This window comes from Neobacillus sp. MER 74, assembly GCF_023714155.1.
Window position 1 is genome coordinate 229851 of the sequence record NZ_JAMAUV010000003.1, and the last position, 21161, is coordinate 251011.

General features: G+C 40.6%; 18 protein-coding genes. 4 read left to right on the plus strand and 14 right to left on the minus strand.

Annotation, left to right across the window (positions count from 1 at the left end; genetic code table 11):
• Positions 1 to 53 precede the first annotated feature (53 nt).
• Positions 54 to 1034 (plus strand): ABC transporter substrate-binding protein, encoded by a 981-nt coding sequence (locus M3610_RS07860; protein ID WP_098572358.1) that lies wholly within the window; start codon positions 54 to 56, stop codon positions 1032 to 1034.
• Positions 1035 to 1514: 480 nt separating this feature from the next.
• On the opposite strand, the gene M3610_RS07865 is transcribed toward M3610_RS07860, so the two are convergent.
• Both M3610_RS07865 and M3610_RS07870 read right to left on the minus strand, forming a co-directional pair.
• On the minus strand, positions 1515 to 2684 hold the full coding sequence (locus tag M3610_RS07865; protein WP_251458016.1) for an FtsW/RodA/SpoVE family cell cycle protein: 1170 nt from the start codon (positions 2682 to 2684) through the stop codon (positions 1515 to 1517).
• 105 nt (positions 2685 to 2789) lie between these two features.
• On the minus strand, positions 2790 to 3554 hold the full coding sequence (locus M3610_RS07870) for a DUF4931 domain-containing protein (protein WP_251458019.1): 765 nt from the start codon (positions 3552 to 3554) through the stop codon (positions 2790 to 2792).
• A 205-nt stretch (positions 3555 to 3759) separates the two neighbouring features.
• On the opposite strand from M3610_RS07870, the gene M3610_RS07875 reads away from it, so the two are divergent.
• Complete coding sequence (locus M3610_RS07875; RefSeq protein ID WP_098572354.1) at positions 3760 to 4542, plus strand: undecaprenyl-diphosphate phosphatase; 783 nt, start codon at positions 3760 to 3762, stop codon at positions 4540 to 4542.
• Between the two features lie 36 nt (positions 4543 to 4578).
• On the opposite strand, the gene M3610_RS07880 is transcribed toward M3610_RS07875, so the two are convergent.
• The 3 genes from M3610_RS07880 to M3610_RS07890 all read right to left on the minus strand — a co-directional run bounded on the left by M3610_RS07880 (position 4579) and on the right by M3610_RS07890 (position 7511).
• The gene (locus M3610_RS07880; RefSeq protein ID WP_251458022.1) at positions 4579 to 5241 is read right to left on the minus strand and encodes an FMN-dependent NADH-azoreductase; all 663 of its coding nucleotides are present in this window, start codon (positions 5239 to 5241) and stop codon (positions 4579 to 4581) included.
• 190 nt (positions 5242 to 5431) lie between these two features.
• Positions 5432 to 6805 (minus strand): sensor histidine kinase, encoded by a 1374-nt coding sequence (locus tag M3610_RS07885; RefSeq protein WP_251458025.1) that lies wholly within the window; start codon positions 6803 to 6805, stop codon positions 5432 to 5434.
• The gene (locus M3610_RS07890) at positions 6783 to 7511 is read right to left on the minus strand and encodes a response regulator transcription factor (protein ID WP_098572408.1); all 729 of its coding nucleotides are present in this window, start codon (positions 7509 to 7511) and stop codon (positions 6783 to 6785) included. Before M3610_RS07890 ends, M3610_RS07885 begins: the two co-directional genes overlap by 23 nt.
• A gap of 521 nt (positions 7512 to 8032) precedes the next feature.
• On the opposite strand from M3610_RS07890, the gene M3610_RS07895 reads away from it, so the two are divergent.
• Positions 8033 to 9394 (plus strand): sensor histidine kinase, encoded by a 1362-nt coding sequence (locus M3610_RS07895; RefSeq protein WP_251458028.1) that lies wholly within the window; start codon positions 8033 to 8035, stop codon positions 9392 to 9394.
• A 40-nt stretch (positions 9395 to 9434) separates the two neighbouring features.
• Here M3610_RS07895 and M3610_RS07900 read toward each other — a convergent pair whose 3' ends face one another.
• The 8 genes from M3610_RS07900 to nadE all read right to left on the minus strand — a co-directional run bounded on the left by M3610_RS07900 (position 9435) and on the right by nadE (position 19383).
• Positions 9435 to 11777 carry an immune inhibitor A domain-containing protein gene (locus M3610_RS07900; protein ID WP_285851018.1) on the minus strand — a complete coding sequence of 781 codons (2343 nt, stop codon included), beginning with the start codon at positions 11775 to 11777 and terminating at the stop codon, positions 9435 to 9437.
• 437 nt (positions 11778 to 12214) lie between these two features.
• Complete coding sequence (locus M3610_RS07905) at positions 12215 to 13732, minus strand: flotillin lipid rafts scaffold protein FloT (RefSeq protein WP_026567831.1); 1518 nt, start codon at positions 13730 to 13732, stop codon at positions 12215 to 12217.
• A 13-nt stretch (positions 13733 to 13745) separates the two neighbouring features.
• Complete coding sequence (locus M3610_RS07910) at positions 13746 to 14288, minus strand: NfeD family protein (protein WP_251458033.1); 543 nt, start codon at positions 14286 to 14288, stop codon at positions 13746 to 13748.
• A 245-nt stretch (positions 14289 to 14533) separates the two neighbouring features.
• Positions 14534 to 15268, minus strand: coding sequence for an amino acid ABC transporter ATP-binding protein (locus M3610_RS07915; RefSeq protein WP_098572349.1), 735 nt, complete (start codon positions 15266 to 15268; stop codon positions 14534 to 14536).
• 15 nt (positions 15269 to 15283) lie between these two features.
• Complete coding sequence (locus tag M3610_RS07920) at positions 15284 to 15982, minus strand: amino acid ABC transporter permease (RefSeq protein WP_251458363.1); 699 nt, start codon at positions 15980 to 15982, stop codon at positions 15284 to 15286.
• Complete coding sequence (locus tag M3610_RS07925; protein ID WP_311315818.1) at positions 15969 to 16799, minus strand: amino acid ABC transporter substrate-binding protein; 831 nt, start codon at positions 16797 to 16799, stop codon at positions 15969 to 15971. The genes M3610_RS07920 and M3610_RS07925 overlap by 14 nt, the downstream gene beginning before the upstream one ends.
• Positions 16800 to 16906: 107 nt before the next feature.
• A complete protein-coding gene (locus M3610_RS07930) occupies positions 16907 to 18337 on the minus strand; it encodes an amino acid permease (protein WP_251458035.1) in 1431 nt (476 codons plus the stop codon).
• Between the two features lie 224 nt (positions 18338 to 18561).
• Complete coding sequence (gene nadE, locus M3610_RS07935) at positions 18562 to 19383, minus strand: ammonia-dependent NAD(+) synthetase (protein ID WP_251458038.1); 822 nt, start codon at positions 19381 to 19383, stop codon at positions 18562 to 18564.
• A gap of 124 nt (positions 19384 to 19507) precedes the next feature.
• Between nadE and M3610_RS07940 the strand changes: the two genes are divergently transcribed.
• The gene (locus M3610_RS07940; RefSeq protein WP_098572345.1) at positions 19508 to 20020 is read left to right on the plus strand and encodes an acyl-CoA thioesterase; all 513 of its coding nucleotides are present in this window, start codon (positions 19508 to 19510) and stop codon (positions 20018 to 20020) included.
• A 97-nt stretch (positions 20021 to 20117) separates the two neighbouring features.
• Here M3610_RS07940 and M3610_RS07945 read toward each other — a convergent pair whose 3' ends face one another.
• Positions 20118 to 21113, minus strand: coding sequence for a DUF3231 family protein (locus M3610_RS07945; protein ID WP_251458041.1), 996 nt, complete (start codon positions 21111 to 21113; stop codon positions 20118 to 20120).
• Positions 21114 to 21161 lie beyond the last annotated feature (48 nt).

A 21161-nucleotide genomic window follows, 5' to 3' on the forward strand; every position in this document is an offset into this window, starting at 1 on the left:
TTGTCATTGAAAATGATTATCATTAACAATTAGCTAAGGGGGATACATAAACAATGAAGGCAATCAAGACCATACTTACTCTTTTCTCTGTCATGACCCTACTCTTATTAGCGGCATGCGGCAGCAATGAGGAAAAAACGAGTGACGAAACGAAAACTACTGCAGAAAAATCATATACAGTAGAGCATGCAATGGGATCGACTACCATAAAAGGTACTCCGAAAAAAGTCGTTATTCTTACCAATGAAGGAACAGAAGCGCTGCTTGCTTTAGGTGTAAAGCCTGTTGGTGCTGTTCAGTCTTGGCTTGGAGATCCATGGTACGATCATATTAAAAACGAAATGGACGGCGTTGAGGTTGTTGGGGTTGAAAGTGAAGTGAACGTAGAGAAGGTTGCTTCATTGAAACCTGATTTAATTATCGGTAACAAGCTGCGGCATGAAAAGATCTATGACCAGTTGAGCGCTATTGCACCGACAGTTTTTTCCGAAACACTTAGAGGTGATTGGCAAGATAACTTTAAATTATACGCAAAAGCTTTGAACCTTGAAGAAAAGGGTAACCAAGTTTTAAGTGATTTTGATAAACACATTGCGGATTTAAAAGGTAAGCTCGGTGATCAAGTGAATCAACAAGTTTCAGTTGTGCGCTTTATGGCTGGAAAATCCCGTATTTACTACACAGATTCTTTTTCAGGTGTGATTTTTGATAAATTAGGCTTTAAACGTGCTGCCCAGCAGGAAGCACTATTTACTCCAGATAATAAGCTAGGTTTACTGGCTGTAGAGGTTGGCAAAGAAGTTATTCCTAAAATGGATGGAGACCTTCTCTTCTACTTCACTTATGCGCCACAAGGAGACCAAGCAGCTTTAGATACGGCAAAAGAATGGACAAATGACCCACTTTGGAAAAATTTAAATGCAGTGAAGAGCGGTCATGTGTATGAAGTTAGCGACGCAACCTGGAACACTGCCGGCGGCGTTCTAGCAGCCAATATTATGCTCGATGACCTTGAGAAAATCTTAGTTAAGTAATTTTTATAAAAAACCTCCCTGTTTTTTATAGTAGAAAAGAGCGCGGCTTGCCATGGCCCCGCTCTTTTTGTTTTGTTTTTTTGATTTGGGTTGCTGGGGGGATTTCGCCGAATTTATTGGTTATTTCGCCGAACTGGGTGGGGATTTCGCCGATGTTCTGGTTTATTTCGCCGAACTGGACTGGAATCTCGCCAACTCTCCAATTTATTTCGCCAAACCTGATTTGGAACCATTCAAATTCTGTTCAAGATCACTATACTAGGTGGGATTTCGCTGACTTTCTGTTTTTTTACACTGAACTGGGTTGGGATTTCGCCGATGTTCTGATTTATTTCGCCAAACCGGACTGGAATCTCGCCAACTCTCTGACTTATTTCGCCAAACGAAACCACAATTTCGCCGAAACCCCGATTTATTCCGCCAACCACCACTTTCAAACACAAAAAAAGAGCAGCAATACGCCGCTCTTTTCCCAAAATTCTATGCAGATGTTGAAAACATGTATTTTTTATAATGATAACGGATGGAAAAGATTAAGCCGAGCCCAAACATGTTCCCCATCAACGCACTACCACCATAGCTGATAAACGGTAACGGGATACCTGTAATCGGCAGCACGCCAATCGTCATCCCGATATTCTGGAAGACGTGGAAGGTAATCATGCTGATGACCCCGACACAAATATACGTATAAAAATTATTCTTTGTTTCCATTCCGACCTTGGTTATATGATAAACCAATAAGAAGAACAAACTGATCAAAACACTTGCGCCAATAAACCCGTATTCCTCGCCGACAACACTGAAAATAAAGTCGGTTTGGCTTTCTGGTAAATAGACTTCGCGATTTCCAAACCCTTTTCCACCCGTCTGCCCTGATCCGATTGCTAGCAGGGATTTGGTCAACTGATAGGCGTCCGAGCCTTGGTAGCTATAGGGATCAAGCCAGGAGTAAATCCTTCGAAGTTGGTATTCGCCTACCCCAAGGTATTTTTCAAGTAAATCCGGTTTCCATAGAACAAAATAAAAAATCGTCCCGACTAGTGCAATCCCGGCTGAAAATAGTGGAACAAGCAGCTTCCACGAGATTCCTGAAATAAAGATCATTCCGAGCATGATTGCTAGAAACACAAGCGCTGTCCCTAAGTCCTGCTTGATAATAAGTCCTAATGGGACCATGGTGACAATCCCTATCTTCACTAACAGCCAGAAATCAGTTTGCATCGTTTTCATCTGGTTCTTTTGGTGATGATCCTCAATTACGCGTGCAAGACCCAGAATAATAAAGATTTTTACAAACTCGGATGGCTGGATAGTTCCCACTCCAGGTATTTTAAACCAGTTTTTCGCCCCATTGATAACAGGGGCAATACTCTCCGGCGCTACAATTAAAAATCCAAGCATCAGAAGTCCAAACCCATATGCATACCAGGTCAGCTTTCGTAATTGGTCCGAATCAAGGGTCATCACACCAGTGATAATCCCACTGCCCACCGCATACCAAAAGATCTGCTTGATTAAGAAATTCTCCTTGTACTGCCCGCTCGCCTGGGCACTATAAATCGCTAAACAGCTGGCAAGAAAAAGTAATATTAAGATAAAAACAAGATTATAATCCAGTTTTGAAGTTTTATTCGTGTTTGAAGTCATATAGGTTCCACCTTACTAAGAAATACTACATTCCTTCATTATATTTTTAATATCACCAAATCACAACTTCTAAACTATGAATGGATTAAATTACATAAGAAAGTCCTATTCTTTAAAATAAATCCGATGCAGCTCCCCTGCCATCCATTCAAGATTACTTGGCACCTGAGGAATTCCATAGCCAATATAAAGCGGGGTGGTCACAAAGCGCGATACCACCTTGGCATAGATTTTATTTTCGATATGATGAAAAAACAGGTTATAACTCGTGGCTTTAAATGGAAAGTTGTTCAGGATATAATGAACCGCCGTTTGCAGGTAATCAGAAAACCTCTCCTGGTAGCCGGAATCATCCATTTCAATATTAAATTCGTAAAAGCCCACACGCGGTTTAGTTGACAAGGTAAAACGGACCCCTTCCTCCTCGGCGATGACAATCCCTTCAAACATGTCATGGGTTACCTTTTCTTTATAATCAATCTCATCGAGTCCGATAATTTGCATATGAGGATGGGAAAGCGTTCCTCCCGACAATGGTCCATGGTTTTTGAAGAAAATCACTGATTGATAGCGGCCGGTTGCCTCCATTTCTAACCAATGTTTGATTCCAAACCTCATCAATTTATGTAAATGCTCTTTTGAGTAGGTGGATAATTCACCATGACAATCATCTGTTTCAATTAATACCGTTTGAAAGGTATGTTCTAATACGGGATATTTATTTTTCAAAAGAATAATCGGTTCGTCTACAGCGATGAAGTTGGTCAGTTGATCTCTTTCGCAAAATGGACAGGCCTGGTCTTTGTTTCGAATATTCTCAGGTTTTTGAACACCAATCGACGTATTAAAATGTAGATGCGAATTTTCCAAATGCGTTTCTCCTCTCGAACGAGTATACTTCTATTTTATGGGAGAACGCCTTCTAATTGCACTTATTTTGATTAATCTACCAATATTTTCATTGACCTAATTGGTAATTAAATCCTAAAATAGAGGAGAATTTCATGAAATAGGTAATTTTAGCATATCTATAAACGGTACAGGCTTATCATTTCTTTAGATTGTGAGGGTATTTATGTTAACAAAATTAGAAGCATTCATTCTTGGAATCATTCAAGGGTTAACGGAATTCTTACCGATTAGCAGTACTGGACATCTTTATTTAGGAAGAAATTTATTCGGACTTCAGGAAGCTGGGCTCATGCTTGATACCATGCTTCACGTCGGAACATTGCTGGCTGTATTTGTTTTTTATAAGGCGGAATTTATTAAAATCATTAAAAATCCGTTTAGCAAGTTAACCTTTTTATTGATCGTTGGGACAATCCCAGCGGTAATCTTTGGACTTGCGTTTAAAGATTACATCGATGAAATTTCGAAAACCGGGGTGACGATTGGCTGGGAGTTTTTAATTACAGGTATTTTCTTGTGGCTGGCTGATTCCGTGAAAAATGGATATAAAAAAATGGATGATATTAGTTATAAGGATGCCCTTATCATCGGTACTTTTCAGGCCGTCGCAATTATGCCAGCGATCTCTCGCTCAGGGATGACAATCGTTGCGGCACTTTGGCGAAAATTAGATCGTGAAACGGCTGCGTATTTTTCCTTCTTATTATCCACTCCTGCGATTGTAGGTGCGATTGTCTTGCAAACGAAGGATTTACTTGAGGGTCAAGGGGAAGAAATATCCCTATCGGCATTGCTCGTTGGGATTGCCGCCTCTGCCGTGTTTGGGTATGTTGCGGTTAAGTGGATGATTGGCTATTTGAAGAATCACTCTTTAAAACCATTTGCCATTTATGTTTGGGCATTAGGGGTACTTGTACTATTTTTCCAATTTACAGGTAAATTTTAAAAAAAAGCGGCTCGATCCACTCGAGTCGCTCTATTTTTACAATGAAACAGGCAATTTCGCCATTTCTCTGGCCGCAACTGCTGCTTGTTCTTTTGCTTTTGCCATAATTTCAGGAATTTGTTTTGGAAAATGATCCATTCCTTCTGCAAATATGGTTTCCATTAAATCGAAACCTAGGAATTCAAGGGCTTTGCTCAAATACCGATCGCCCATTTCAAAATCGGCCATTTTTCCTATCGAATAAATTCCTCCACGCGTTTGAATGTGAATCGCCTTTCTTCCAGTAAGGAGACCTTCCGCCCCATGTTCCGAGTAAGTAAAAGTTTTCCCGGCAATAAATAAACAATCCATGAATGATTTCAAAATGGCTGGTGCTCCAAGGTTCCAGATTGGGGTGACGAACACATAGTAATCTGCATCGATAAACCGGTCAGCAAGGGTATGCATTTTTTCAAGTTTGGTCCGCTCCTCCTCGGAAAGCTGCTCTTTTGTATAGCCCATAAAGGATAATTTGGCACGTGCGTATAATAAATCCATGTCAATCTCAGGGATATCCATGCTATATAAGTGCATATGTTCAATGTCTACATCTGGCTGTTCCTTTTTAAATTCCTCTAAAAAGACTTCCCCAATTTGCATCCCTTTTGAAAGTTTTATATCATTCTTTGGATTTGCGGTAATATATAGAAGTTTTGACATATAGATCCCCTTTCCTTACCTCACAATATTTTCTTCTGTTTCTATAGTACAATAAACTTCTTTGCTCACGAATGAACAATCCGTGAAAATTATGAACTTAATGTGAAAACTTCATTCTTAGGTGTTTCTACAAAAATTGAGAATTCCACAAAAATGCCCCTGCACACGGCGGCGGCCCAATAATTTTGAGCTAATCTTCCTTTGGAAACCACAAAGTAATGCTCGTTCCCTTATTCCGCCTGCTTTTTACTTTAATGACTCCTTTATGCGCATCCATTAAAGCTTTGACGATTGAGAGCCCGATTCCTACTCCCCCGGTTTTCCGATCACGCGATTTATCCCCGCGATAGAAACGTTCGAAGATATGCGGAATATCATCCTCTGCCATTCCTGAGCCTTCATCCTGGATGTTGAATCCGACGAAGCCATCCATTTCCATTTTTACTGAAAGGGTGACATTTTTTCCTGCCGGTGTATACTTTAGGGCATTATTTAGGATGTTAGATAAGATTTGCATTAAGCGATCTTTGTCTGCTTCAAATAATTCATCCTCGGCAGGTTCGATAATCTGAAGATGAACGTCCTTTTCTTTAAACAAGGGCAAGAACATCTCATATAAAGCGGCCAGTACACTGCCTGCATCTAGTTGAATTTTCTCCAGTCTAATCTGCGGATTTTCGGCTGCAAGCAGTTTTTCTAATTCATTCACCAGCCTAACTAAGCGCATCAACTCTTCATGTGTGGTCTGCAACCGCTGCGGCGTCGGCTCCCAAATCCCATCCTGAAAGGCCTCGATTTGACTTCTCAAGGTCGCAAGAGGTGTCCGGAGTTCATGAGCCAAATCACCGGTAAAATGCTTTCTTAGGTTTTCTTCCTTTGCTAATGACACCGCCAGATTATTAAAGGAAATCGCAATATCCTTTACCTCGGTTGGCAATCCCGATAATGGAATCCGAATCTCAAGATTATGATTCTGCAGTTCATTTGCCGCAAACGATAGCTTTTGTAACCCTGAGGTGAGCTTTTTTGAAAACAGCATACTAAAAATAATCGCTAGTACAATCGTCAAACAAACGGCTGCATAAATGTATAATTGAATCGTTTGGATAAACGTATTTTCATCATCAATTAAACCCTTCGGATAGATGGCGACAAGTTTTCCAATGACCTGATTATCTACCCTCAGTGTATAGGTCTTGGAATGCCACTCTTCTCCATTTGGAGCAGGTTCGGTTAACCCGAAGCTGTTAAGCATGCCTCGGATGTTGGAAGAATCCATTTGTAATTGACCTAACCGGTCATAAAGTTGGAAATACAGCTGCTCAGTCATAGCATGCTCGTGCAAGAGGCCAAATACCGGATCACTTGTAAAGTGGCCATTTTTTTTATAATCCTTTTCAACTTCGGTAATAATTCGATCAATCTTTTTTTCCCGATTTCGATCCAAGTAGTTGTTAAAACTCTCTTCAAATCCATATTGGATAAAAAAACTCACAATGATGATCGCAATCATCGAGATGAGCAGTAGATAAAAAAGTATCTTAGACCGGAGCGTTTGCAGCATCTAATACCCCTCCAAATTTATAGCCCATACCGAAAACCGTTACGATAAAATCTGGCTGTCGTGAATCCCGTTCGATTTTCTTCCGGAGGTTTTTGATATGGGTATCGACACTGCGTTCATAGCCTTCATAATACATGCCTTCATCCTGTATTTTTTCAAGCAAATCCATCCGGCTGTACACCCGGCCTGGATTTACCGCCATATTGGTTAATAGCTTGTATTCAATTGGTGTTAAAGTAATCAAGTCTCCGTTTGCGGACACTTCTTTTTTCATTAAGTCGATGACCAGCCTTTTGCGATTGAATTCAAGTCGTTCCACTTTCTCTGTCTTTTTTACACGTCTTAAAATCGCTTGCACGCGGACGACGACTTCGCGCGGGCTAAACGGTTTGGTTAAATAATCATCTGCCCCCATCACAATTCCGTTAATCCGGTCATCTTCAGCTGACTTGGCCGTCAACATGAGAATAGGTACATCCGATTCTTTTCGCACGAGACGGCAGACTTCTTCACCAGAAATGTCTGGAAGCATTAAATCTAGTATAATTAAGTCGGGGGTTACTGTTTTTACTTTTTTCAACGCATCTATTCCATTATCGGCGCTATGAATTTCATAGCCTTCTCTTACTAAATAAGCTTCAAGAACTTCTATGATTCTACGTTCATCGTCTACTAATAATATTTTCACTTCTATCACTCCCCACATATTAAATATATCATTTAGCGTCTGTGATGTTTGTAACTTCACAAATTCACCACAAGTTCTTCATAACATCTTCAATTTTTCCGGGTAAGATGGGGGTGTAATTAGGAAGAGGCGATCACTAGAAGGACTCCCAAGTTTGTAGTGATTGCCTCTTTGATGAAGTACATGGTTTTAGCCATCTTACTCATCCCAAATTTAACCTCTCTTTTTCATATATTTCGGGCGTCCCAATAGTGGGACGCCCCTTTTTTTATTTAGGCTGTGTTACACTTGTCTGTTGATTTCCGTTCCAGTCACTTCGCTTTCCGCGGGCGTGCCGGGGAGCCTCCTCGTCGCTTTGCTCCTGCGGGGTCTCCCCTGCCCCGTACTCCCGCAGGAGTCTTCGTGCCTTCCACTCCAATCAACAGAGTGCAAAATCACATTAATCTTTAACACAGCCTTTATTTAAAAAATTTGCTACAATATGAAGCTCTTCTAATGCGGTCGTTATAGTATGCTAGGAGTGTGAGGTGTTCGAATTTATGAATAAAATATCAATCAAGATTGGCGTTCTTTTTTTTCTAGCGATTTTTATATTAGAAGGCATTTCAATGGTTTTTTTGCATAATAATATCATTCATTCCCGGGTGCATGAGGCATTAACTTCACTCCAGACACGCGGAAATAATCACCGTGAAATCCTTGAGGCCTCTTTTCATGATGAAACGATTCGGCACATTGCCATGATGGAGGCGCGGACGGATACACAGGTGATTTTAACCAAACCGGATGGATCCATTTATATGTCTTCCAATCGAGTGACAGATGCTATGAAAAAGATTATGAGTACTAAGCAAAAACAAGTTCCGCACGCGGGCTTAATTTTAGAAGATGATTGGAAACATGCGGCCTATATCGCCTCAGTTAGTCCTGTAATGGTTGACAATACAATTACCGGATATGTCTATATGTTTCAAAATACCCAAAAAATTAAAGAGTTGATTTCCGGATTAAACCAGCATTTCCTGATTGCCGGTCTACTTTCCCTAATGTTCATGATTATTATCATTTTCACTTTAACAAGGTATGTCACCCACCCGCTGATTCAAATGAGTGAAGCTACCAAACGAATCAGCAAGGGTGATTTTTCCGTGTCTCTACCGAAGAGTGGAAAGGACGAAATCGGTGAACTTGGGGAATCGATTAAGGTGTTAGCAAGCGATTTAGAAATTCTAAAAAATGATCGAAATGAATTTCTCGCCAGCATCTCACACGAACTCCGCACACCGCTGACCTATATTAAGGGATATGCAGACATTGCCCGCCGGCCAGAAACGAACAGTAAGGACAGAGAGAAGTATTTAGGCATTATTGTGGAGGAAACTGGCAAGCTATCGAAATTAGTGAAGGAGTTATTCCATCTCGCAAAAATGGATGAAAATTCATTTTCAATTGAAAAAGAAAAAGTTCATTTACTGCCTTATTTTCAAACGATTATCGAAAAAGTTACCCCTGCACTCAAAGAAAATCATATGGACCTTGTTTTAGAATGCTCTGAAGAACTTTATCTGTTCCTTGACCCCATTCGATTTGAGCAAGTCATTTTCAATCTGGTAGATAATGCTCGAAAATATTCTGAACCGAATACCACTATTCGGGTTGAAGTTAGCAACATCAGCGGAAAAGTTTATATTAAGATTCAAGATGAAGGAAGGGGAATCCCTGAAGAGGAATTACCGAGAATTTTTGATCGCTTCTATCGCGTAGATAAATCTAGGACACGTGCTCTTGGCGGAACAGGACTGGGACTGGCGATTGTTAAACAACTAGTTGAGGCACATGGAGGCACGATAAAGGTAACGAGTAACCCGAATATCGGGACTGCATTTGAAATTTGTTTATAACAGACGAAAGACACCAGGTGCCCGGTGTCTTTCTTATTGTTTATTTATGGATCCAAACCGCACCAGCAGAGTTGTCTTTTGCCTCACCGATTACTTGGAACTTAATTGGGTACTGAGCTGGGACTTTAACACCAGCATCAGGAATAACTGTGTTGATATAAGACTTAGTTGAATCAAATTCCGTTACACCTGGAAGACCTTTGTAATCATAGATTCCACGAGTTGGAGAATCGATATACCATGCAGGTGACTTGTCTAATGAAAACGCCGCATCTGCAACCTGATATCTAACACTTTGATTAATAGATGGTTTACCAGCTAAAGTACCGATGATCGCCTCAGGATGTGAATCCACTACATTTAGGAATCCTTCACCAGGGTGAACACCAGTCCAGTTATCAGTAAATGTATCATCACCATACCAAACTACTAAACCAGTATTATATTTTACGCCGCGAGAGAATAGAAGTGACTTATCAGAACCAACATAGTTTCTCCACTCTAGGTAGTAGTAGTGAGGCTTGTTAATCCAGCCGTCAGATACTTCGAAACCGTTTAATGTTACTTTTGCTTCTCCTTCTGCATCATCAGAGAATGTCACAATGCCATCTACCGTTAATTTAAGATTATCAAGTGCGAAACCGTCTGGTGCAAGACCGCCGTCGGTTACATAATTAAATACTAGTTTTACTTTCTTGCCAGCAAACTGGCTTAAGTCTAGGGATTTATCTTCCCACTTGCCCTGAGAAGTCTCGTAACCGCCTGCTGTGTCTTGATCCCCAATAGTATCTAGTATTACACTATTGCCGTCCTCAGTAACAGCATTTACATATAGGTAATCATAGTCAGTTTCAACTTTATAAAGTTGTTTGTAATCAAATTTTGCATTAGCAGCACTAGTTAAGTCAAAGACTGGAGTCTCTAATACTGTATTAAGGTCATCACCTTTTGTACTATAGTAGTATTTTGCTCCAAATGCAGGTGCAATACCAGGAACCTTTTTCTTAGGTAAGTTTACCTTAACGATTCCAGGGTTCTTAGATTTTGTAACGCTCTGGTCGATAACCGCAGCAAGACCATTTTTATCGATATCTTCATAGTTTACTTCAGTAATATTTGCCCAGTTACCACCGATTGTTTTCTGATAGAATTCTTTGACTTGTGGTGAGAAGCTTGGCGCCTCTGTTCCAGCAATATTACCATTCCAGCTTCCGCCGCTCATGATTGACCATTGAGAAACCGTATCGCCATGACCAGTATATTGAGTGTCATACTCATCTGGAGCACCTAGGTCATGACCAAATTCGTGAGCAAATACGCCGACTGCTCCATCTTCTGGCTCAATAGTGTAGTCATATGCAGCCATTTGTGTCCAAAGGCCATGGTCTGCATTATTTTGAGTACCAGCTATTGGTGTAATCCCACTTAACGTCCAGCGGTGTGACCAGATTGCGTCATCGCCTAATGCTCCGCCACCAGCTTCTTGTCCAACTCCAGCATGGAGTACCATTAAGTGGTCGACCAAGCCGTCCGGCTCGTTTTGATTGCCGTCTCCATCAAAATCGTAAAGATCAAATTTATCATAATCAGCTAAATTGATTCCCTTAGCAACAGCTGCTTTTAAGGCATCCTTTACCAGACCACGGGGACCTGGCTTTCCAGAAGCATTATCATGTCCACTACTGCTATCTGAACCGTAATCGGAAGCATTCCCTGGAACTGTCAACCAATCAGAAACAGTTCCGTTAACTGTATAGCTTCCGCCGGACTGCTCTTCATAATATTGCTTGAAGGTCTTAACTTTATCACCATTAAAAAGGGTGAAATCCTCGTCACCAAACAACATCTTTTCGTAATGCTCTTTGCTGAAATCATCTGCATACATATATCCTGGTTCTTGCTCGATATTGTTGTGCTCAAAGTCAGCATACTCTACTAGTAGTACTAGTACTTCATCTGTACGGACATCGCCGTTATAACCAGCCTGTTTAGCAGAATCTACTTTTACAGCTCCGGTTGGTTTACCCTTTTTAAAGTTTTCGTGACCTTTTGCAAGTTGCTTAGTAAGCTTGTCCTTTTGCTTTGTGACAAAGTCCTTTGCTTTTTGGTCAAAAGCTTTTTGTTCTTTGGTTAGGGCTTTATCAGTTTTGCCTGGCTTTTCGCCCTGCTTTTTCTTTATGTAGGCTTTTGCTGCTTTTGTAATTTCTGCTTTAGATGCATTCTTCGAAATAAGTCCTCTTTTTTGTAACGAAGCACCTAGTCGATCGATATCAACAATATTCAAATCGATTGGAGCTGAAGCAACTGTTGTTGCTGCCGATGTCGGTTTTGGTGCGACCGTGCTTCCAGCAAATGCGCCTGCGAACATGGTAGTAGCTACCATTGTACTAGCAGCGAGGCTGGATAAGACCTTTAAAGTGGTTTTCTTCTTCAAATCTTAAACCCCCTATTTTATATAGATATAATTACATCGTTCTCTTGAAGAGTGATGCTTTGCCAGTTTATCAAATTTACTCGAAAATTGTAAATAGTCTAAATTTAACGAAAAATACATATATTAAGCACTATATTGTACCTAATAAATGTAAAAAGAGAATTTTTCATACGAACTTAAACCCAGTAAAAGAGTTATTAAATAAGCCTTTATTCCTTATTTTTCATATTGTTTAAAAGTTTCCACAGAAAGCGAAAGTTTCGGCAACCGAAATTTAAGTAGATAGACCTATCGAAAACAGGAAATATATTTAACTCATCTAAAAAATGAAAAACTTATCAAAAAAAAACCTTATCATCAGTTGATAAGGTTTTTTGGGTGGATAATTATTCAGCTTTTTTCTTAAATTCATCAGTTAATTCTTCAATGCTCTTCCTAACATTTCCTTTTCCAGAATAGTTTTCAATCAATTCTTTTACGTCGATTCCGCTCGAGGCTTTAAGTGATTCTTGCAGACTTGCCATTAGGTTCGTTGCATAGCCGGTAATTTTATTGGCTCCGCCATTTTCACCCGATCCCCCCGTATCGACGACTGTAATTTTATCAATATTAGATAGTGGACTAGCAACTTGTTTGGCATATTCTGGAAGCATTTTGATGATCATGTCTAGAATTGCCGCTTGACCGAATTGTTCGAAAGCCTCGGCGATTTTTTCTTTCGCCTCTGCTTCAGCTAAACCTTTGAGACGAATAATTTCTGCTTCGGTTGCCCCTTGTGCTTTTTCCGCTTCCGCTTTGGCTAAACCATCCAAACGAATCCGCTCGGCTTCTGCTTTTGCCATTGCTTCGATCCGATACTTATTGGCCTCAGCCGCGGCTATTTCCTTGGCCTTATTTGCAGCGGCCGATTGTTCGACGGAGTATCGGTCAGCGTCTGCCTTTTTCTTCACTTCCGAATCATATTGCCGTTCGCGGCGTTGAATTTCTTTTTCCTCTAATTCAATTTGTTTTTGTCTTTCAATAATTTTAATTTGCATTTCTTGTTCCATTACATCTTGTTTGGACCTGGCTGTTTCCAGGTCGTATGCTTGGTCAGCACGTGCTCTGGCAATATCTTGTTCACGTCTAAACTCAGCCACTTTTAACTGATTGACTTTTTCCGCCTCAGCAATTTCCGTGGCTCGCTCTAATTCATTTCGTTTGGCTTCTTTGGCTGCCTCCGCTTTTTTAATACGGGTTTCTTTTTCTGCTTCGGCTGTGGCGATATCTGCATCTCTTTTGACTTGGGCAATCCGCGGTTTACCTAGTGAATCCAGGTATCCATTTTTATCACGGACGTCTTTAATCGTAAATGATACAATGACCAAGCCCATTTTGGCGAGATCCTGTGAGGCAACCCTTTGGACCTCTTGGGAGAATTTATCACGGTTTTTATAGATTTCTTCTACGGTCATCGAGCCAAGAATTGACCGCAGATGTCCTTCAAGAACTTCCCTTGCTTCATTCTCACGGTCTTCCTTTGGTTTTCCGAGGAACTGTTCCGCGGCTGTCGCAATTTCACTTATCGATCCGCCGATTTTAATAATCGCCACCCCATCAGCCATAACCGGTACACCTTGCTCGGTATACACCTCTGGGGTCGTTACTTCTAGTTTACTAGATAGTAAGCTAAGCGGCTTTGCCTGTTGGAAAACTGGCAAAATAAACGTACCGCCGCCGCGGATGATTTTGACTTTATTCCCAGACTCGTCAACATGGACATTTCCATTGCCAAGGAAGCTTCCTGTCACGATCAAGGCCTCATCCGGTCCTGCCGTTCTGTATTTTGTGATGAAAACGCCGATTAAGGCTAAAATAATAACCACAACAATTCCAATGATGATCCAAATAAAATTAAATTCCATCTCTTAAAACCCCCTATAAAAAACTTTCTAGTTGATGATGAACCGTCACTTGCAGGACGCCCTTTTCTACCTGCACAATCAGCACTTTTGTCCCACTCTCGATGAGATCACCATCAAAACTCGCTGCTGGCTTAGCAATTCTGCCGCTTGTACTGTCAATCATCACTTCCCCAAAACCATCAAAAGGAATGGTCGTGATCACCGTCCCAACTCGGCCCCGCAAGTCTGATTCTTTATAGACAAGTGATTCCTCAGCAGACGAGAGAGGAATGAGCACAAAGACATTTAATAACGTCACAACAATGAACGCAATCACGGCAGAAATGCCTAAAATAAGTAAATAGTGAATAGATGAGAGCCTTTCAAACAGATAACCGCTTGCTGACAGAATAGTCACAAAAGCAAAGACTAAGACAGGATTTAGAAAATTGAGTCCATCGCCAGTCCCATGAAAATGAAAAACATCGGCAAACAAAACATATAAAACTGTGACTATTCCCGAGATTATTAATCCATATAAATAAATCGTTTCTAAAGGAATGCTGAATGGTTCCATGCGCATCCATCCTTCTTATTTATTTATCATTCTAATTATACGAAACACCACTCCTCATCCATATGCATCCATCCCTTCCTATGTATCTACCTTTTATACGGTTGAGTAATGAAAAAGTTTCATTATTTTCTATAATTTACCTATTTTATTAAATATTTCGATAGCTCTAGTTGAAAATCCTGACAAGCTGATAGGATCATTGTCTTACAAAATAAAAAAGTGCCATAGCATTTAGCTACAACACCTTATTGAATCATATTCAAGAACTTCTTCGTTCGTTCTTCTTTTGGATTGGTGAAGATTTCTTCTGGCTTGTTCCTCTCGACAATCACACCTTGATCCATGAAAATAACCTCATCTGCCGCTTCACGGGCAAAGCGCATTTCATGGGTGACCACAATCATTGTCATGCCTTCCCTAGCCAGGTCCTTCATAACTTTTAACACCTCACCGACAAGTTCGGGATCAAGTGCAGAAGTAGGCTCATCAAAGAGCATCACTTCCGGTTCCATGGCAAGTGCCCGGGCAATACCCACACGTTGCTGCTGACCGCCGGAAAGCTGAGCGGGAAAATAATCCTGCTTATCACCTAGTCCAACTTTTTCAAGGAGTGCCTGGGCTTTTTTCCGTGCCTCCTCTTTCCTCTCCCCTTTGACAATAATCGGCCCTTCCATAACATTTTGAAGTGCAGTCTTGTGCGGGAACAGATTATAGCTTTGAAAAACCATTCCGGTTAAGCGACGGAACGAGGAGATTTGTTTTTTCGGGACATTTTTCGAAAAGTCCAAGCTCTGTCCCTCAATGGAAATGACTCCTTGATTCGGAGTTTCGAGTACATTTAAACAGCGGAGCATCGTGGTTTTACCTGAACCGGATGGACCGATGACAACAACCACTTTTCCCTTTTCAACGAGAAGGTCGATCCCTTTTAAGACCTCTAATTGACCAAATTGCTTATATAATCCTTTAATTGAAATCATCGTATAACTCCCTCATTAAGACGTATACCGGTCCATTCTCTTTTCCAAGGATCCTTGCAAGATCGAAAGGAAAAAACAAATAACCCAATAAATTAGCGCTGCTTCTACATATACCAATAAAAATTCATAAGTAGTTGAAGCAATTTCTTGAGCCCGGCGAAACATCTCTGTTACAAGGACAACTGATGCAAGTGAAGTGTCTTTTACAAGACTAATAAAAGAATTCGATAATGGCGGTATAGATACTCTTGTTGCCTGCGGCAGGATGATTCTTTTCAATGCCTGGTTGTAGGTCATTCCAATTGAATAAGCTGCTTCCCATTGTCCCTTAGGAATGGAGATAATTGCAGCCCGAATAATTTCTGAAGCATAGGCCCCAACACTTAGGGAAAAACCAATGATTGCGGATATAAATGGATCCAAGGTAACTCCTATATTAGGAAGTCCATAGAAAATTATGAATAACTGAACAAGTAATGGTGTTCCGCGAATGGCTGAAACATATACCCTGGCAATTCCTTGAAATAGTTTTCCGTGAGAAATTCGGGCAAGCGCGGTGAGCACAGCCAAAATAATCCCAATTATAAATGAAATGATGGTTAATGGAATGGTATTCATAACAGCACCCTCCAGCAGCGGCTGGAGGGAAGTCTTTGCAATCTCAATTAACCTGTCCATTCTTTCTGGGTCAGCAAAAATACTATTTAAGTACATCTTCACCAAACCATTTCTCAGAGATTTTTTTGTAGGTGCCATCGTCAATTATTTCTTTTAGCGCCTTGTTTACTTCATCTACGAGTGTGTCGCTATTCTTTCTAAACATGAACCCGCTGGAAGAAGCATCATTAGCAGTTGCCACAACCTTAATTGGCGCATCAGGCTTCTGTTTTTTGTAATCTAAAAATGAAAGCTTATCATTAATCGTCACATCGACACGTTTTTGAGCAAGGAGCTCCACTGCTTGCTGAAAACCATCCACTCCAACTAGTTTAGCCCCATATTTCTTTGCCATATCTGCGTAATTACTTGTCAATGATTGAGCTGCATTTAGACCTTTAATATCTTCAAAGGCTTTGACTTTATTGTTATCTTTATGGACAATCAGGACACCTGCGGATGTGATATATGGATCAGAGAAATCATACTTCTCTTGACGGTCTGGGCGAATCCCAACTTCGTTAGCAATCATATCAAAACGCTTGGCATCTAATCCTGCAAACATCGCATCCCACTGTGTTTCTTTAAATTCAGGTTTTACCCCAATACGTTTAGCTACCTCTTTCGCAAGGTCCACGTCAAATCCAGTTAGATTGCCGCTAGTGTCATGGAAAGTGAATGGTGGATATGTACCTTCTGTACCTATTAATAATGTTCCCTCATCTTTTACCTTTTTCAATAAATCTTTATCTGCCTTTTCAGCAGTCTTGTTGTCAGCTTTGTTTTTATCTTTATCGGCATTATCCTTGCCGCAAGCTGACAGGACAAACATAAAAACTAATAATAATGCAAAGATGATGGTAAGTTTTTTCACTGATGTAGCCCCCTAATTTTGATTGTTCTTATCGAAATTATCATTATTTTACCCCTAATTTACAAAATAAAACCTATCAGAGGCGTTCTGATAGGTTAAATAAAATATTATGCTGATAAAGCTTTTTTGCGTTCGACCATTACTTCCTTTTTTCTTCTCAACAGTGGACCATAAAAGAGGATACCGCTCGCTAGTAAAATCATTCCGTAAGTGAAGGTTTTAATATCTGCCGTTCCAGCGATAATCACCCATACAGAATAAATAGTGGAAAGTAGGGCAATCAGACCGTCTGTAATTCTCGAACGATCGCCATTATAGGTCTCCCCGGTTACAACTAATTTCAATTGATAGACGGAGGAGATAAAGTAAGGTACCAAGTATGCTAACGTTGCAATAACAATGACAAATCCAAAGGCGTCAGAAATGGATTTTGAAACCGTTGAAAAGATAAACAGTTGACCTAAACCATTCGAAACAATCATAGAAAATAATGGCAGACCTTTTTTGTTTTCTTTTTTAAATGCCGGAATGAATAATCCCTGCTTTGCCGCTTGATAAGGGACTTCCGCACTTAGCATTAACCAGCCAATCGTTGAACCAAACAAGCTAATTAACCCAATCCCGGCTAAAACTTTCCCGGCAATTGGTCCTAAAACGGATGAAATGGCATCAATGAGCGGCTTATCTGAATGGATAAGCGTGTTTTGATCTAACATTCCCATCACTAAAGTGCTGATACCGATGTAAATTCCAAGAGCGATAAATAAGCCCAGGATTGTCGCACGTTTCACATCCATTTGTTTTTTCGCACGAGATGCAAACACAACGGCAGATTCCACACCAATAAATGCCCACAAGGTATTAACAGCAGCATTCTTTATTTGGCTCATCATGCCAATCGTATGGCCGGCCTCATCCATTCTAACGGCCATAAATGGAAGGATATTGCTTTTTTGAAAGGCAAATAAGCCGACAAGAATGAAAATAAAGAATCCGGCAACCTTCGCTGCAGTTGCTATAAAATTCAACTTTCCCGCACTTTCCATTCCTCGCAGGATGATGAAGTGAGTTCCCCATAGCAGCAGGGAACAGACAAGAAAAGTTAATCCATTACCGACCTTAAGTGTAAATCCGCCAATCGTAAACCAGTCTGCTTGGCTTGTTAAAATAGGGAAAAAGGTTGATAAATAACCCGCAAAGGTGGTAATCATGGCAACATTCCCAGCTAGATTACCTATCCAGTATCCCCAAGATGACATAAAACCTGATAAAGTGGAAGCATGTGATCCTGCTTTAAACAGTTCCTTCGCATAAATTTGTGGACCGCCAGTTATATTTGGTTTTCTGATCGCAAGGTTACCAAATACAAGAGCGGTCATTAATACACCAAGTCCTGTTACAAGCCATGCTGAGATGACACCAGCAGGACTAGCTGCTTCAGAAAGCGAGCTTGGCAGCATAAATATCCCTGACCCGACCATGTTTCCGACAACAAGAGCGGTTAATACCCAAAATCCTAATTTATTAGCGTTCCCCATGGTGTAATCCCTCTCTTTAATCCGTGTGATTTATTTTAAAATAATGATCTTTTAGTGTTTTGTTGAATAAATATTAATTTGCTTTATAAATATAGAACCCGGACAGGATTGTGTCAATGGAAATTTTATTCTAATAAAGTATTAGAGTGGTGAATTAGTCAGACATCCAATAAATTTTTCGAATATAAAAGAGACTGCTCATGTAGCAGTCTCCTGTCTGTAGATTATTTCCACCACTCATCGAACATCGTTGTTGGCAGTTGGCGTTTATGTTCTGTCATTAGGTAGCGTTTTTCTATTTTATCAGCAACCTCTTTTGAAACGGACTTCCCTTCCAAATAGTCATCAAGTTCATCGTAAGTAATCCCTAATTCTGTTTCGTCGGCCTGACCAGGCTTTTGATCCAGAAGGTCCGCCGTAGGTGTTTTTAAATATAAGCGTTCGTCGGCACCTAGTTCTTTTAATAGGACTTTCCCCTGCCGCTTTGATAATCCGCTCAGCGGAAGAATATCTGCCCCGCCATCACCGTACTTCGTATAGAAACCTGTTACTGCTTCCGCTGCATGGTCTGTGCCAATCACCAGCAGACCTTCCATGCCGCCGACTGCATATTGAGCAATCATTCTCATCCTCGCCTTGACATTTCCCTTTTGATAATCACTTAACGGTGCCCCTTGATAGCTGGCATCATATTCTTTTTGGACTTCATCTACTGCTGATTTAATGTTAAAGACTGTCTCCCGGTCGGCGCGAATAAAAGCTAACGACCTTTTAGCATCTTCCTCATCCTGCTGGACGCCATATGGCAGACGGACAGCGATAAACAAAGCTTCTGTCCCTTCATTCCGAAGCTCCTCCACCGCTAGTTGGGCGAGTCGCCCAGCCAGTGATGAATCCTGCCCCCCGCTTATTCCCAGTACATAGCCCTTGGCCTTCGTCTTTAACAGGTAATTTTTTAAAAAATCGATCCGTTTTCTAATTTCCTCTTGTGGTTGTATCTTCGGTCTCACATTTAAATCCTTCATAATCTGTGCTTGTAAACTCATTACTGTACCTCCTGACAAACAATCTATATATTAACTAATGTACCACAAATGTTTAGATTTCACTAAAACGGTGAGAAAATAGTAAAATGGGTAAATTAACAAGGACATTTCAGGAGGGATTAGGATGGAAGCAAAAACATGTAATGAGACTCGGGTGGTAAGAACGAGCAGGATTTTTCCTAATGATGTAAATAACCATAATACTTTGTTTGGCGGGAAGTTAATCAGCGATATCGATATGATCGCCTCCATTTCTGCGGTCAGACATTCAAGAGCGGAGTGTGTCACGGCTTCAATTGATTCGGTCGACTTTCTTAGTCCGATTACACCAAAGGATTCTGTATGCATTGAAACGTACGTTTCTTCTACAGGAACCTCATCGATGGAGATTTTCGTTAAAGTAATCGCGGAGAATCTCATGTCAGGCGAGAGAAAAATTGCAGCCACCGCATTTTTAACTTTTGTCGCATTAGATGACAACGGCAAGCCAACAAAGGTGCCAGGTATCATCCCCGAAACGGAAGAAGAAAAAAAGCTGTTTGAAACAGGAAAAGAAAGAGCAGCCAAGCGGAAAGAACACAGAACAAGCAGCAAAGACCTCGCAAGCGTACTAACAGTACATAAACCATGGGAATAAGAAAAGCGGAAGCGTCTTGATACGGGGCTTATGACCCGAGCCACTGGGCGCAATAGCTAGACAATACAAAAAAGGTTCGCGAAATTCGCGAACCTTCTTATAATTTCTGGAGATCCCTTCGACTTGGTGCATGCGGCGGCAGTTGGGCCCAACCTCGATCAACCATAAGATCAAAACCTTTAGCCGAATAAACCATAATTTCCAGAATGTACTTTTGATAATAGGAAGCCAAATCTGATCTCATTGACAATGACAATGCATGCCCAATAAGGGTAATATCTATAGCGTTCAATGAATGGAAAAGTGTGACCACAAGCTTATCTGAAAAAGGAGAAACTGTAGAATCTGTCACTTCCATACTTGTTGAAACATTCCCAAGCAGCTCCTCTTTCAAAAGGATATCGTTAAAGGTTTTGATTTGCTTTTCAGATATTTTCTTACCTTCCTCAATATAATGATGGATCTCCTTGTCTGATACCACCTGAAGTAATCCCGTACATAGGAGGATTGAAAAATAATTCCGTTCGGTATTAAAATGAATTTCTGTAATTTCAGCCACGTTTAACGGTCTTTTCTTCCCAAATCCACTTAAATAAGACAGTTTTTCAATGTATTTCACATCTTTCGGATAGGGGATCATCGGCGGACGGTCATAGGTTCCTTTCGAAAGCATAAGATTTGTGGATTCCTGGTATAACAAGGAAGTTTGCTGGACCATCGTAACAAAGAAATCCCTCACATCTTTTCTAGCTACATTTGCCGTAATAAAACCGGTGTTAATCATACTCATGCGGCTCATCATATAAATAAAACTGAGGCCAAACATATCATAAAATAATGGCGGGGCAGATAAATTAAGATCCTTTTCAGAAAATCCATCAGGAATTGGAATGCCTTCCTTATTTAAAATGGTCGTGATCTTCTGAATATGGCCCTCAGATATTTCATATGCCTGTTGAAGAATTTTTTTAATCTCCTCATCTTGATTGTGATGAAGAAAATAGATAATTAAACAAACTGACATATTCTCCTGAATATACGTAGCCCATAATCCCCCGATTTCCGCACTTGTTAACCGTATATTGTGTTCCACCCTTAGTTCCCCCCTAATTATCCTTACAGAATAGAATTCCACTTAAAA